The following is a 15,267-nucleotide window of genomic DNA, read 5'->3' on the forward strand; positions in this document are numbered from 1 at the left end:
GTCCTATTGCACGGGATGGAAATAGCGCGCAAGCAGGCTGCCATCATCGCTGAACACATACTGTTCGATGCTATACGCAGTGATGGCTTGCCCCTGATATTCCCCTTCGTTGCGGACGTAGATTACGGCTTCGTTGCCGCTGACTTTCACATCTTCCACGAAAAGCTTCCAGCCCGCATATTCACGGCATAGTGCCTCCAGCTTGTCCCACCCTTCCTGGATCGGACCTGTTGCTGGATCCTGCACCCTAAACCCTCCAGGCGCGATAGCCCTGAACGCCGCCAGAAAATCGTCGAGCCGCCCGGCGGTGAACATCTCGGCTTGCTCTTTGAGGAAGGTCGCGATTGCCTGAGGTGTTGGAATGGGCATCATTTTCTCTCCTGTGGTGAAAGGGTTATCGGTCGTTTGAAAGGACAGGCACCGGCCCGATGTCGGGAATGAGGCGGATGTTCGATGCACGGCCCGTGATTGCCCGCCCGTAAAGCTCCAGGGACAAATGGCTATTGAGCGCGTTGTGGCGCGTGCCCACGCTGAGGTCGCGCCAGAAGCGCTGCAAGGGATTGGACAACGCGAAGGCACCAGGTCCGGCCACGTCCATCAGCCGCTCGCCTGCCCCACGCAGTAGTTCCATGGCATAACCACAGTCCGCCTGGATCCGCGCCTTGTCGTATCCAGTCAAGACCCGTTGCTGTGCCGCCTCGTCCAGCATCGCGGCAGCTTGACGGACGTGCAGCCAGGCCGAGTCGATTTCCATTGCCGCGCGTCCTGTCATTCCGATCAAGGCTTCGGAGGCAGTCTGAGTGGTAAAAGTCCAGCCTACGACCGGCCGCCGGTCCATCACCTCTACTACGTGCTCCAGCATCGCCATTGCTGCGCCGAGCATCGGCGCCAACACGCCCAGCGGGAACAACGGCTCCATCGGCCAGCGGTCCCGCGCCTCGAGACCTTCCATCTCGAGGAGCACTTCTGGTGGAGGTGTATCACTGGGTTTCAGGATCAACTCTTCCGGCACGAACACGTTTTCGGCAACGATCATGTTGCTCCCCGAGCCGGCCATACCTGCAACATGCCAGTTGTCCTCGATGGAACATGCCGGATCATGAAGGTCCAAGAATGCCATGGCTGGCTGCGCGCCAACCGCTGTATCAAGCATGATGCCGTTCAGCGCCCAATCGGCATGAAGGCATCCGGAACCGTATCCCCACCGTCCCGAGACGAGGTAACCGCCGGGTACTCCCGTCGCGTTGCCGCTGGGCGCCGATGCGCTGCAGAACAGTTCACCCCCATGACGAAAAAGCAGCTCTGTCATCGACGGCCCTAATCCAAGAGCAGTACCGGTTATTCCGCTCAGCAAACCGTAGGCCCATCCGGTGCCCGGGCAGGCACGAGCGAGTTCCGCCACCGTTTCAATATGGGTGATCAGTTTATGCCCCGGCCCTCCAGCGCGCCGGGGTGCAGTAATGTGAAACAAGCCGGAGTTGCGCAAAGCCTCTATCACCGGCGCGACGATGCGGCGTTCCTTTTCGCATCTGTCGGCATTTGCTGCGAGCAATGGGCGTAATGCGCGAGCCGCGTTCACAGGATTCTCGACGCAGGCGACAGTCAATTTGCCAGTGTCAAACTTGCCGATTTGCATCCCTGTCTCCTATAATGACAAATTCGTCATTATTCAATTTCAGGCGATTTGCAAACAGCGTTGTCAAGAACGGGCTAAGAATTCTCGCCGCGCATAACCTCGACGGGGAAGAATGCCGATATTCCGTGAAGCGCGAAGTGCCGAGACTGAGCGAAAGCCAGCAAAGCGACGTTCTGCTCAATGTTCGTCACCGACCAGAATCTGCTTGTTTCGAAGGCAGATCCTTGCGCCAGAAAAACCGAAACCAATTTGGGCCTCGCCCCCTCCGAAGATAGGAATCGAAACGAGATAGATCTCTATAGCTCCCGCCGTCTGCCCGTTCTTTAGCAGCGGGGAATATCTACGCGCGGCGCAAGAAGCCGGACGCAAGTGGGAGGCGATACATGAAAACTAAATTCGTCCGCATCGTAGCGGGGACCGGGCTCTGTGCAATGAGCGTGCTTCCTGTTCAGGCATGGGCCGCCGATGGCCCGCCCACGCCCGACCAGACCGCTGAAGCGCAGTCCTCCGCCGCCCCGTCCCTGACCGGCGAGATCGTCGTCACAGCGCGGCGGCGTGAGGAGCGGCTTCAGGACGTGCCTGTATCGGTCGTAGCATTCTCCGATACCGCCCTTGAACGTAGCAGCGTCCAGACGATTGCCGATATTCGGACTATCTCGCCCGGTCTTACATTCAGTTCGGAGGGCGGCAAGGACAACACCTCGGTTTCACTTCGCGGGATCGGGCAGATACCGACTGGCGAAGTCACGCCCGGTGTAGTTACCTATTTCGCGAACGTGCCCCTTGCCTCGCTCGGCTCGAACGTGCCGACGTTCGATATCGGCAACATCCAGGTCCTCAAGGGCCCGCAGGGCACTTTGTTCGGCCGCAACACCCTTGGCGGTGCAGTTCTGATATCCCCGCAATCACCTGGCCAGGACTTTGGCGGCTATCTGCAGGGGACTTACGGCAATTACGACTATCGCGAAGTTCAGGGCGCCCTCAATGTCCCGGTCATCGCGGACGTTCTGGCCATCCGCGTTGCAGGACAGATCAGACGGCGCGATCCGATGACATATTCGATCAACGGCGGCGATGGGTTCAATGACGTCCGTCAGGACAGCGCACGAGCCTCGGTACTCTTCACGCCCGCCGACTGGCTGAAGAGCACGACCATTTTCGACTACTTCAAAGCCAGGGAATCTGCTTCAGGGTATTATCTGCTTCGCCAGAACTTCAGCTTTACGGACCTGTTCGCCCCGTCGGTCGGCGCGGCTGCGGGGTCACTGATCGGCGCTTCCCTTGATGCTCAGACAGCGCAGTATCTCGCGTTGCAGAAGCAGAATTTCTACGGTGCTTTCACGGACGATTCGGGATCCGGCCGGGCCAATCGTCGCAACTGGGGCATTTCGAACGACACATCCGCAAGTTTCGGCCAATTCACGCTGCGAAACATTTTCGGTTATCGCAAGAATCGCAGCGACCAATTGATCAACACTTCTGCTCTCGGCCCAATGTACCTGCCGGGCGCCGCACTGGGCAGTCCGGTGGATGTTCCCTTCACAGTATTCCATGCGGCTGCGCTGATTCAGCGCCAGTATCTGACCGACGAAGTGCAGTTCCTTGGCAGCTTCGACCGATTCAATTTCATTGTCGGCGGCTTCTATAGCCATGACACACCCGATGGTCCCTCCGGTTCGACATTCTCCGCATTCACCACGCCCGGAACACCTGCCGCAGTCGTCACCGCCAATGTCAGGAACACCAACTACGCTGCGTTCGGACAGATCTCCTACAAGGTGACGGACGCCGTCACGCTCAACGCCGGCCTGCGCTACAGCTGGGACCGTGTGTCGGCTTGCGGCGGCGCCATCGGAACTTCCTATGCCGAGGATTCGACCTGCCGGTCGCTTGCAGAGCTCAATCTTCCCGACGGCATCGGCGTGGTATCCAATCGCGGCTCCGCGCCCAGTTGGACGATTGGTGCGGATTGGAAGGCCGCGCCTGACCTCCTGCTTTATGTGGTAAGCCGTCGCGGCTACCGCGGTGTCAATGTAAACACGCCGCTGTTCGAAACGCGTTTTACGACCGGGGGAACCGACCCCGCCTGCGGATCCGGCTCGGGTCAATGCGTTGATTTGCGGCCATTCCAGAAAACCGGGAAAGAGACGCTTACCGATATCGAGATCGGCGAGAAATGGACGTTCAACATCGCCGGTGCCCACGGTCACATCAACACAGCAGCCTATTACAGCAAGTATAAAAACGCGTTGCAATTTCTGAACGCGCAAACATTGATTCCCGCTTCCGCCCCGGACAGTCCCACCAACGGTTCGTTCGGCGTGAACGCCGCAGACCTGTCGATCTATGGCGTGGAACTGGATGCCGCCGTCAGCCCCAGCAGAAACCTGACGGTCTCCTTCAACGGCGCTTATACGCACATGAGGGTAGACAAGCTCACGCTGCCCGACGTGGAGGGAATTTCCTTCACCTCTTCCGACGTAAACAAATACGCGCCGACCTTTTCCGGCACTTTCAGCGCGAACTGGACTTTGCCTGTCCGTCCGGCGGATGGTGATCTGGTGCTGAGCGGTGACCTGTTCATGACTGCGGACTTCGGTGGTCAATATGGTGAAAAGCTGCCAGGCTACAATCTCGTCAACATGCGCCTGGACTGGGAGAACATCGCTCATACTGGCGTCGATCTCAGCTTCTTCGTCCGCAATCTGACCAAGGAGCGATATTTCGCGGCTGCGGATGTCCTGCTCAAGAGCTTCCCGGTCAATTCGGTAGCTGTAGGCGATCCGCGCACTTACGGGGTCGTTGCCAAGGTCCAGTTCTGAAATCAATTCGGCTCCGCGTTATCCGCGGAGCCGATCAGGTAATCTTGTGGGGAGCGGTCAGTCTGCGACTGACCGCTCCGTTTTCATTAGTGTGCGGCCGCTTGCATATCCATGACATCGCCGAAATATGGAGTGTGGTGGCAAATACCGCCATCGACCGAGAAGACTTGGCCCGTGACGAATGCCGAAAGATCCGAGGCAAGGAACAGCACGGCCCCGGCGATATCGTCAGGCACGCTTTCTCGTGGCAACAGGACATGCCGCTGGATCATGCGCAGTTGTTCTGCAGGCATCATTTCGCGCGCCTGCGGTGTAAGAACCAAACCGGGCATCACTGCGTTGCAGCGGATGTTCTGGCGGCCCAACTGGGCGGCAGTGTTGCGCGTAAGACTGTTCACCGCTCCTTTCGAGGAAGAATAGGCCGGGTTGAAGACATCCCCGAGGATCGAAACGCCCGTGCTTGTATTGATGATCGACCCACCGCCCGCGGCGATCATGTGGGGAGCGACGTGTTTGATCATCAGCATCGTGCCGCGCGTGTTGATACGAAACGCTGCATCCCAAACCGCTGCGTCCATATCGACCAGAGCACCGTCAGCGGCCATTTGGTTGACGGCGGTGTTGGCGGCATTGTTGTGCAGGACATCAATCCGGCCATGAGCCGTGATCACTGCGTAGACCAATGCAGCGATACTCGCCTCTTCTGCAAGATCGAGCGGACATGCCATCGCCTCCCCACCGGCGGCGCGGATGCTCTTCGCCACGCGCTCTGCTCCCGCCAGATTAATGTCTGCCAGAACCACTTTAGCGCCCTCGCAAGCGAGCTTGCGAGCGCATGCTTCCCCGATGTTGGATCCCGATCCCGTGACGACGGCGATTTTTCCCTGAACCAGTCCCATCCTCACTCTCCCAGCAGTATCTTCCAGGTCCCCAGTTCCTCGCCCGCGACGAAGAACCGCTCGTTCATAGGCAACCCGTTCTGCCCCCAGGAGTCGTGGTTGGCGACCCACGCCTGAATTCCGTACATCACCCACAAGCGCGTCTGCTCCCAGACCTCCTCGAAACTGGGAATTCCGGGAACGCCCGTCGCGGTCAGGTAAGACAGATACTGCTTGAGCAGATCCTTGTGATGGGCGCGCCGCTCTTCGATGGTCAGCGATCCGACTAGGAAATAAGTAAGATCACGCCACGGACGTCCACGTCGCACCAGTTGCCAATCCAACCAAAGCCTTTCCCCGCCAGGCAGGATATAGGTGTTCCCCTGGTGGCAATCACCCAGTGCGATGCAATAGGGCGCGTCATAGGCACGCTCAAGTTCGCCCAGCCGGTCGAATGCGCGCTCGACGCGGCGCGGATCGTCAAGATAGTGCTTTGGCGCGATCGCGCGGAAATTCGGATCCTTCAGATTGTCGTCGATCCACTGCCACATGATGCGGACCTGGTCGCTGTCGACCGGAGTATCCATCTGCGTCTGCAGCCACGGGGCATTGGCCTTGGAGATTTTTTCGCTTCCCCAGAGACTGGCGTGAAGACCAGCCAGTCCCTCGAGGTTGGAGGCGATCATGTCGATGCCGGAGTGCTGCGTACTGTGACCAAAGTGTCCACCGCGATCATTGAGGTCTTCCAGCACGAGCAGGCCGTGAGCGCTGCCATCGTCGTCCCAGTCGGCGTAATAGCACTGCGCGGTGGGAACCTTCATTTCCTTGGCGAGGAAATGATAGAACCGGGCCTCGACGGCATGGATATCGACATTGTCGAAGCTGCCCGACCAGTTGGCCTTCAGGCACAGGTTCGCGGGGAGCCCGGCGGCAAGGCCCGCTTCGTTCCAATCCACTTTGACGCGCCACTTGGTCGTGTGGCTGTTCAGCAGCTGGACCGTTTCCATGCTGCGTGCCGCGACGCCGGGATACTTGTGGGCCATAATCGATCCCAACCACGCGGCATCGATCCCCTCCATCGAGGTCGGCAGATGACCAGTTCGGGTAGGATAAGGACGAGGCACACAATCAGGATCGACCGTCGCATTGCGGTATTGCGGTTGGGCTTGTGGGTCCATCGAACTCTCCTGATGTGTTCTTGTGTTACAGCGTCGTCCGTCCCGGCGAAGGCCCTCGAACCTGGGCCGAGGGAGCTTGCCGGCTTTGCGGACCGATTTTACGCTGCATCCGGGATACCGAGCATCGCAGGCGCGACCGAAGCGCAACCTGCCCGAAGAGAGGGACCACCCCGACCTTCGACGGAGACCTGGGATACGGCTTTTTGCAGGTTTTGGCGCTCATCCATGGTCCCCATCTCGACCTAAGCCAATTGCGCGTGGCGCTTGCCACCGAGGGCCAACTATCAATCGGCCCTTCCAGTCGCCCCGCTGCGCCAGGGTGCCGATCCGATCTGCCGAGAGCTGGCGCGACGAAGTGAGCTGTACGATGAGTGTTACTGCGTGGTCCGGGAAATCACGACGCCGGCCCCGTCTCTACGGAATGGTTAGGCACAGCGCGCCGGCTTTGGGATTGACGGCGCTCGGCAGCGCTCGTCGCGGCGGTGTTCGATCTGGACTTCGATGGGCGGGTCTGGTTCTGGCGTGGGTATTGGGACGCGTCCGACGGCACGAGGCTGGGGAGCGTTCACGGTGCGGCGATGCGGCCCAAATTCTGTGCCGAATGAACCGGCGTTGCCGCATAGCGCGCTAGCCGTCGACCTTCGTCACGTTCCTTGCTGCGCGCTCCGCCCCGGATGGCGGCGATTATGGTCAATCAACCGATGCGTCGCGGGGGCCGCCTCGGCAGCCTTATTGCCGCTGCCCTCCGGCAATGCACAGCACAGGGCGCTTCCCGCCGGGACGAGAAGCGCCGTGTATGTGACTTGAGAGCTAGTTTGCGAGTGTCAGGGCCTGCGCCATCGAATTGCCCGCAATAAAGCCGGTGACCATGGCAGGACCTACGTTGCACCCATGCGCAGGCGATTTGCCTCGCCAGATCGAATTGGCATCCAACCCGGCAGCATAAAGACCGGGAACAGGTGTGCCGTCTCCCCCTACCACGCGAAACTGCGCGTCGACCTTGAGGCCCACGGTCGTCGAGCCATCGCCGGGGTAGATCTTGATCGCATAGAATGGAGCCCGCTCGACGCGCCCCAGGCAGGGATTGGGCTTGTTCCGGGGATCGCCGATCTCGATGTCGATCTGTGTCTCTCCCTTTCCGAAGTCGGCGTCATGCCCGATCTCCGCATAGCGGTTGATCTTGGCCACGCTGGCGACAAGGCCGTCCGGTTCTACGCCGATTTTCTCTGCGAGTTCGCGAAGACTGCGCCCCTCGGTCACATAGCCTGCTGCGATAAGCTTCTTGAGACCGCCGCCGCCGGGATAGACCATGCCCATGCCGTACTTCTTGATGAAATCGGCATCGCAGATGATGTGGGCCGGAACAGCTCCGTCACGGTGCATCGCTTCAACGAAATGCACAGATGCTTCATTACCGAAGCGCTCGCCCTTGGCGTTGACCGCTATGCATCCGGGCTTCGACATATCGATGAGATGGGCATAGCGTGCCACGTATCCGTCGGGCCGCGTGAGCTTGGAGACCACCGCCCATACCGCGTTGACCAGATTTTCCTCGGCAAGCGCGCCGCCTGCCTCCAATCCCATGTTCATGCCGTCGCCCGTGTTTTCGTAGGGGAGGATCGAGACATGGTTTTCGGCAAAAGGGATATAAGCCTTGCGAAGCTGCTCGCTGGCGGAAAATCCACCCGATGCCAGCAGGACGCCCAGCCTTGCACCGATATCTTCGTCACCTACCCGAATGCCGGTCACCCGGCCGGACTGCACCAGCAAATGATCGACCGGCGCATTGGTGCGCAGCGTAATCCCCGCGTCGAGCGCGGAGCGAAGGAGACGGGCCGCCAGTGCATTTCCCATCGTGAGACGCGTGCCGCGAGGATAGCGGCGAAGCTTGTCGAACCCGAATTTGGCAGCCAGCTTGCCGAAGTGCACGAGCGATTTTGCCGAGGGCATTTGCGCAAGATATGGCAGATCGAACAGGTCGATCATGAAGCCTCCCGGCGCGTTGAACTCTTCCCGCGCGGGCCTCAGCTGCGCGAAGTGTTCGCCCAGCTTCTTGCCATCGTACTCCTTAGGGGCGAGCAAACGACCGTGATCGGCTGCGCCGTCAACTTCGGGATACCAATCGCTGCTCGGCGGCGAGAGCAGGAATTCGACCCGGCTGTTTTTTTCCAGCCACTCCACCATCCGGGGCCCTGCATCGAGGTAGGCATCAATGAGCGCCGGCTCGGCCGAGGGACCTATGACATCCAGGACGTATTGCCGCGCCCTGTCCTTGCTGTCGTCGACCCCGGCGGCCCGCGCCTGCGGGCTTACCGGAACCCAGATACCGCCGCCCGAGATCGAGGTCGTTCCCCCAAAATGCGATGCCTTCTCGAGAACGATCACCGACTTCCCCGCCGCCGCCGCGCGCAGCGCGGCAGTCATGCCTGCCGCGCCCGAACCCACCACGACCACATCATACTGGGTCATTGCTACCTCCCGTTTTTCGATTTGGATGGAACGGCGCTCACCAAACCCGTCGTTCCGACGGCCCAGTTCAGATTTTCGGCATGATCTCTTGCGCGACCCACTGCAGCCGCTCGACGTATTCATCCATTCCACCAATCCCTGGCGGCAGAGGGACGATCGTCTCGTTGACACCCAGGTCGCGAAGCCATCCGATCTGGTCGATGATCTTCTGCGCGTCGCGAGTTCCTGGCGCGCGCGGGTCGTCCATGATTTCGTGATGCGCACCGACATTGAGCATTTCGAGCGCGAAGAACAAGTCGATGGGGCGCCCGTCATATTCGGGCTGGGACCGGATGAAATCCAGGCACTCCGGGAATTTTTCGGGCGGTGTCCTGAACGGAGACCAACCGTCGCCAAACTTTGCCACGCGCTTGAGAACAGCTTCCGCGTCGCCGCCGAACCAGATCGGCAGGCCCGGCTTTTGGACCGGCTTCGGTGCGAACCCGACATTGCTGAATTTCACGAACTCGCCGTCGAATTCCGGATTGTCAGCGGTCCACAGCTCGATGATCGCAGCCACGTACTCGTCGGCCATTCGTCCCCGGTTATGGAAATCCACTCCCAGCATGTCGAACTCTTCCTTGAGCCATCCCACGCCGAACAGCGCGGTCGCCCGCCCACCGCTCAACCAGTCGAGCGTAGACCATGCCTTGGCCTGGACGATCGGGTTTTGGAGGGGCAGGATCGTGACCGAAGAGCTGACTTTCATCCTGGAGGTTCGGCCGGCAAGGAATGCGAGAGCCACTGTTCCATGAACGTAATGGTCGCCTGACAGTTCGATGTGCTCACGGGGAATTATGAAATGCTCGCCCAGCATGCACTTGTTGAAGCCGAGATCGTCTGCAATTTTCAGCGCATGCCCAATATCGTCGCCCGTCAGGGCATGCTCCCAGGGCTGGGTCATCGCAGCCACGTGCATGCTGTTGGGCACACTGACGTTCAGTTTCATCTGCTGTCCTCTCACGATGTCGGGCGGATAGTGAAGCGCGGCGGCGTGCTCGCACCTTTCCTTAGGAAGGGGAGCGAGCGGCGAAGGCTCATGCGGCTTGCCTGATCAGGCGTCGGGAAACTGCGTGTTCGAGATCGGCCGGAGTATCGAGATCGAAACCCAGGCCCGCCCTTTCGACAATGGCGGCAGCAGGCGACTGCGCCCGGTGATGTGCTAGACTGCCAGGACCGAATGCGAAGGTGAAAGAGCCCGAGTCCGCAAGAGCGATTGCATTGGTGCCTTTGCCATGCCGGTCGGGGGCGAATGCGCGTCCTGTCCCCCGCGCCGCGGCAAGCAGGGCCTCCACGTCTTCACCGACCAACGCAGGCAGGTCGGCATGGATAACAAGGAGCGGCCGACTGCCGAAATGTTCGCGGATCCTGTTCAGTTCGCCGTTGAGACCAAAGCCGCTGTCGCGCAGCCATTGCACCGGCCAACCTTCCACGCTGGCAGGCGCCAGGACGAAAGTCGATTCGATTGCCTCGATCCCGGAAAGGCAGCCCACGACGTGCGCCGCCATCGTGCAGGCCAACGCCTGCCGCTTTCTCGCACTCAGGCTCGGGGCCAGTCGCGACTTCGTTTCCCTCCCCTGTTTCCAGGGAACCACAGCGATCCAGTTTCTCATCGTGCAAGTCCTGCGGCGGAGCTAATTGCAAATACGAAGGCGCGCGCAGGCGCCCCGTTCATGCAAACAGGTCTTCGCGCCTCGGGCGTACCAGTTCGGCGGCTTTGCGCGGCATCCCCTCAAGGCGGCATCCGCGGACGAGAACGGCCGGTATGCCTTCTGCGCCTTCACCCGTCACCAACCCTGCCGCGCTGGCTATCATGTCGGCCAGCGCCACCTGAGTGACTTCCAGAGGGCGATCGTCGCGATCGAGTTCGCCGCGGCGATCGTGGAGAGCCGGCAGGCCCGCTGCGCCGATGGCAACACAGACCACACCAAGGCGCCAGGGCCTTCCAAAGCTGTCCGAGATCACTACCGGCACTCCAAGCGCGCTATGCAAATTCGCCGCTGTTGCGTCAGGATCCAGGGGGAGCAGCAGTGCACGAGCGCCCAGTGATGGACCGATGTTGGAACGATCGATCCCCGCGTTGGCCATGACGTGACCCAATTTGTGCCGCGTGATCAGCACTTCGGGAACCGCTCGCACAATCTCACTCGATTCGTCGAGCACCAGTTGAACCATGCGCGGATCCTTGCGCGTCAATTGGGACAGTTCGCGGGCCGGCTCACCCGGTTCGACTTGCTCAAGATCGACCTGCCGTCCTTCGGCCTTCGAGACAATCTTCTGGGTTACCACGAGTACATCCCCATCGCGAAGCGGCGATCCACACCGTTGGAGGGCATCTCGAAGTATCGCTGCGAGGTCGTCGCCGGGCGCGATTTCGCCGATGCCGCTCAGTTCGACTATTTCGATCATCGCCGCTGCCTATTGCTGATCTGGCGGGATAAGCTCGCCCGTGATCCGAATGCCGGCGCCGTCGACACGGTACGTCTTGTTCATGAAAATGAGGATGGAGGTCAGCGCCTCGGCTGCGGCGGAATTGACAAGCGCGCCGCCGTGAAGACCCCGAAGCCCCATGGCATCGGCAAGGTCCACAATCCGTCCGCGCGCTTCCTTGTCGTCTCCGAATACGAGGACATCGCAGCCGACATCGACGTCCTGAGCGAGCTTGTGCGCAGCGACGTTATGGAACGCCGACACGACCACGGCACTGGGGCCAAGAGCCGCTTGCGCTCTCATGGCTGCCGATCCCTCATCGGGCAGTTGCACGCGCATGACCTTGGGAGGAACTAGGGGAACGGTAGTATCCACCACCAGCTTTCCTGCGACATGCGGCGCAATATCAGCAAGCGTCGATTGCTGCGCGGCGAAGGGAACCGTGACGATCACGATATCGGCTCCTGCCACCGCGTCGACATTACTCGCGCCGCGAAGTCCGTGCCCCAACCCCGATGCCGCGTCCTGCGCACTTTGGGCATTTCGCGATCCGATTACGACCTCATAACCTGCTCGGGCAAGCCGCCAGGCAATAGCCGCACCAAGGTTTCCCGTGCCGCCAACGACGGCAATAGAAGGTTGCGTCATGCCTTGGCTCCGGTATCCATCGCTGCAAAGCGCAGCATGTCCGCATAGACGGCCGAGTGCGAAGTGAAGCCGCCGTCAGCGACGATCGCTGCTCCCGTGATGTAGCGGGATTGCTCGGAAGCTAGAAATGCGACCACTTCGGCAATGTCCTCGGGCCTGCCGAGGTGGTCGACCAGATTGTGCTCGGTCATCAGCTTCTGCGCCGCCTCGGGCATGTTCCTGTCAAGCGCCTCGGTCATGGCTAGGCCCACGACAACGACATTGGAGCGAATGCCCTGCTTCCCGTACTGGGTCGCGATGTAGCGCGAAAGTCCCAGCAAGGCCGCCTTTGACGTGCCGTAAGCCGGGTAATCAAGATCGCCGGCGAGACCCTTGCCGGAGCCGGTGAAAATGATCGAGCCCCCCCCGCTCGTCAGCAAGAGCGGAATGGCGTGCTTGGCGCAAAGCATGGATCCGCGCAGGTTGATCGAGAACGTGCGGTCCCAAAAGTCCGCGTCCATTGCATCGATGAGGCCATCCTCCTGCAGTTCGCCGGTCTGCGCCGCATTGCTGTGAAGAATATCCAGCCTGCCGAAGCGATCCGCGAGGCGCGCAACGCCCCCTGCGATCGCGTCTTCGCTCGTCACGTCCATGACAATCGGCAATGCCTGCCCGCCGGCGGCGACAATTTCCTCGGCAACCAGAAGCAGCGGCGCCTCGTCGAGGCCGGCGACGGCGACCATGGCGCCGCGCTGCGCGAACATGCGGGCGGTAGCGCGCCCGATGCCGCTGCCGCCTCCGGTGACGAGAGCCACCTTGTCGCGCAACGGAAAGGATAGATCGATCATAACGTCTCCATGCAATGGCCGTGACGAACCGGCGGATCTTCATACAAAGTGGTGCGCTGGCGCACGGGCCGGTTGACGGAAGCGGCGAGCGCCCGCATTTGCGTCGGCCCAAATTCTTGCCCGTTGACGCCGCCGGCGGCACGGGTGATCGACTCGTCCATCAGGGTGCCGCCCATGTCGTTTGCACCTGCCTGCAGGATCGCCGCTGCGCCCTCAGGCCCCATCTTGACCCACGAGACCTGGATATTGGCGATCACGGGATGCAGCACGATACGGGCGACGGCATGCATCAGCACCGCCTCGCGGTAGCTCGGACCCGACCGTGCCAGGCCTTTTTGCCAGATCGGCGCTTCCATATGGACGAAAGGCAGCGGGACGAATTCGGTAAACCCACCTGTCTCGTCCTGAAGCAATCGGATCGACAGGAGATGACGTGCCCAGTGACGATATCCCTCGACGTGGCCGAACATGATCGTGGCGGTGCTGCGCAGTCCAACGCCATGGGCGACACGCATGACCTCGATCCACTCGTCCGCTGTAACCTTGTCCGGGCAGATGATGTCGCGGATTTCGGGATCGAGGATTTCGGCGGCCGTGCCGGGCAGCGTCGACAACCCGGCTGCTTTCAGACGGGCCAGAAAGTCTTCGAGCGGTAGCCCCAATGTTCTCGCGCCGTGCGTCACCTCAAGCGGGGAGAAGGCATGGATATGGATATCCGGCGCCGCCTGACGCACTGCGCGAAGTATATCCAGATAGGTGTTACCGTCGTAATCGGGGTGGATACCGCCTTGCAGGCAGACTTCGGTGGCCCCGCGATCCCAGGCTTCGGCGGACCGGCGGCCAATCTCGGCGAAATCGAGCCGATATGCCGGCCCGCGCATGGCCTTGGTACTACCCTTGGAAAACGCGCAGAAGCCGCATTTGTAGAGGCAGATATTGGTGTAATTGATGTTTCGGTTGACCGCAAAAGTCAGCGTTTCGCCCACTACGTCCCTGCGAAGGCGATCGGCGAAGTTCACGATCGCTGTGAAGTCGGCTCCTTCGGCATCGAACATCGACACGATATCCGCTTCGCCCAGCACGTGGCCGGCTTTCACGCTGTCAAGTATCGACGATATGCGCGGGGATACCGCAAATCCACCCGCCGAGATCTGCTGCGGCGCAGCATCGCCTCTGCCCGCGGCCCAATCGTCGATTTTTGGCAGTCCGCGAGCATCGATTGCCCGAAGAACGGTTGCCGCGACAGGCGGCGCGGCCCATTGCCTTGCGGCCGTTGCATAGCGGGGGCCGATCGCAAGGCGCTGGTGCAATGTGCGCCCGGCGGCATTGGTGGCGCGTTCGAGCATGTCGAGGTGCGGCCAAGGCGCTTCCGGATTGACATGGTCAGGCGTTACCGGAGAGACTCCTCCCCAGTCATTGACGCCAGCGCGAAGCAGCGGAGCGAAATTATGGCTTTCCTGAAGATTTGGCGGAGCCTGAATCGTCATCTCGGGGCCGAGGATGATACGAGCAGCCGCGATGGCCCAGAGATGGTCATCCAATGCCGGCTCTGGGAAATCTACCATCTGCGTGCCGGGCTTGGCGCGGAAGTTCTGGATTATGACTTCCTGTATGTGCCCGTATTGGCGATGCAGGTCGCGGATGGCGACAAGTGCATCAACCTGCTCGCGGCACGTTTCGCCGATGCCGATCAGCAGGCCGGTAGTGAAAGGAACCTTGGCAAGCCCTGCCTGAGCAATCGACTCAAGCCGCCGCGCCGGCTCCTTGTCGGGCGATCCAAAGTGCGGCCCTCCTCTCTCGCACAGGCGCTGCGAGCTACTTTCAAGCATCAGGCCCATCGAGGCCGCATGCGGACGCAGTGAGGCATAGTCGGCAGCACCCATCAGCCCCGGATTGAGGTGCGGAAGCAGCCCGGTTTCGTTCAAGACGAGCGCTGCCATTTCGCCGAGATAGGAAAGGGTCGTTTCGTGCCCCAATCTGGCCAAGGCGTCGCGTGCGGCTCCGTAGCGAAGTTCAGGTCGATCCCCGAGTGTGAAAAGCGCCTCGCGGCATCCTGCCGCCACACCGGCGCGCGCTATCGCCAGTACATCCTCCGCGGCCAGGTAGGCTTTGTCGATCCGACCGGGCGTGGTGGCGAAAGTGCAATAGTGGCAGACGTCGCGGCACAGTTTGGTCAGCGGGATGAAGACCTTGCGCGAATATGTCATGCGCGGACCATGGGCGGCGAGCGTCATCGCCTCCGCCGTGGCCATCATTTCGTTGAGGGAAATCGAAGTGAGAGCGCTGTAAATGCGATTTGCATCATCGTGGCTCAGGTGCAGTTGGTCGAGCATCACAACA

12 protein-coding genes are annotated in these 15,267 nt (G+C 60.8%); 1 reads left to right on the forward strand and 11 read right to left on the reverse strand.

Annotated elements, in window-relative coordinates; genetic code table 11:
• Positions 1–3: 3 nt before the first annotated feature.
• Together AB4Z00_RS19865 and AB4Z00_RS19870 are read right to left on the reverse strand one after the other, a co-directional pair.
• Complete coding sequence (locus tag AB4Z00_RS19865) at positions 4–372, reverse strand: hypothetical protein (RefSeq protein WP_236549396.1); 369 nt, start codon at positions 370–372, stop codon at positions 4–6.
• A 22-nt stretch (positions 373–394) separates the two neighbouring features.
• Positions 395–1,636, reverse strand: a complete 1,242-nt coding sequence (locus AB4Z00_RS19870; RefSeq protein WP_159831189.1) for an acyl-CoA dehydrogenase family protein — start codon at positions 1,634–1,636, stop codon at positions 395–397.
• A gap of 383 nt (positions 1,637–2,019) precedes the next feature.
• Between AB4Z00_RS19870 and AB4Z00_RS19875 the strand changes: the two genes are divergently transcribed.
• Positions 2,020–4,458, forward strand: a complete 2,439-nt coding sequence (locus tag AB4Z00_RS19875) for a TonB-dependent receptor (RefSeq protein WP_133085065.1) — start codon at positions 2,020–2,022, stop codon at positions 4,456–4,458.
• An 86-nt stretch (positions 4,459–4,544) separates the two neighbouring features.
• On the opposite strand, the gene AB4Z00_RS19880 is transcribed toward AB4Z00_RS19875, so the two are convergent.
• The 9 genes from AB4Z00_RS19880 to cofH form a co-directional block, all read right to left on the reverse strand.
• A complete protein-coding gene (locus AB4Z00_RS19880) occupies positions 4,545–5,357 on the reverse strand; it encodes an SDR family NAD(P)-dependent oxidoreductase (protein WP_236549397.1) in 813 nt (270 codons plus the stop codon).
• Between the two features lie 2 nt (positions 5,358–5,359).
• Positions 5,360–6,514, reverse strand: a complete 1,155-nt coding sequence (locus tag AB4Z00_RS19885; RefSeq protein ID WP_236549398.1) for an oxidoreductase family protein — start codon at positions 6,512–6,514, stop codon at positions 5,360–5,362.
• A gap of 810 nt (positions 6,515–7,324) precedes the next feature.
• Entirely contained in the window at positions 7,325–9,106 is a 1,782-nt protein-coding gene (locus tag AB4Z00_RS19890; protein ID WP_442046988.1) for an FAD-dependent oxidoreductase, read from the reverse strand.
• On the reverse strand, positions 9,051–9,971 hold the full coding sequence (locus tag AB4Z00_RS19895) for a TIGR03619 family F420-dependent LLM class oxidoreductase (RefSeq protein WP_133085063.1): 921 nt from the start codon (positions 9,969–9,971) through the stop codon (positions 9,051–9,053). The genes AB4Z00_RS19890 and AB4Z00_RS19895 overlap by 56 nt, the downstream gene beginning before the upstream one ends.
• An 88-nt stretch (positions 9,972–10,059) precedes the next feature.
• On the reverse strand, positions 10,060–10,635 hold the full coding sequence (gene cofC / locus AB4Z00_RS19900) for a 2-phospho-L-lactate guanylyltransferase (protein ID WP_133085062.1): 576 nt from the start codon (positions 10,633–10,635) through the stop codon (positions 10,060–10,062).
• A 58-nt stretch (positions 10,636–10,693) separates the two neighbouring features.
• Positions 10,694–11,431: a coenzyme F420-0:L-glutamate ligase gene (gene cofE, locus AB4Z00_RS19905; RefSeq protein ID WP_133085061.1), complete on the reverse strand. Its 738-nt coding sequence runs from the start codon at positions 11,429–11,431 to the stop codon at positions 10,694–10,696.
• Positions 11,432–11,440: 9 nt separating this feature from the next.
• Entirely contained in the window at positions 11,441–12,100 is a 660-nt protein-coding gene (npdG, locus tag AB4Z00_RS19910; protein ID WP_133085060.1) for an NADPH-dependent F420 reductase, read from the reverse strand.
• Positions 12,097–12,927, reverse strand: coding sequence for an SDR family NAD(P)-dependent oxidoreductase (locus AB4Z00_RS19915; RefSeq protein ID WP_133085059.1), 831 nt, complete (start codon positions 12,925–12,927; stop codon positions 12,097–12,099). The genes npdG and AB4Z00_RS19915 overlap by 4 nt, the downstream gene beginning before the upstream one ends.
• The gene (gene cofH, locus AB4Z00_RS19920; RefSeq protein WP_133085058.1) at positions 12,924–15,263 is read right to left on the reverse strand and encodes a 5-amino-6-(D-ribitylamino)uracil--L-tyrosine 4-hydroxyphenyl transferase CofH; all 2,340 of its coding nucleotides are present in this window, start codon (positions 15,261–15,263) and stop codon (positions 12,924–12,926) included. Before cofH ends, AB4Z00_RS19915 begins: the two co-directional genes overlap by 4 nt.
• Positions 15,264–15,267 lie beyond the last annotated feature (4 nt).

It is taken from the genome of Novosphingobium sp. YAF33 (assembly GCF_052113265.1).
Classification (GTDB): Bacteria; Pseudomonadota; Alphaproteobacteria; order Sphingomonadales; family Sphingomonadaceae; genus Novosphingobium.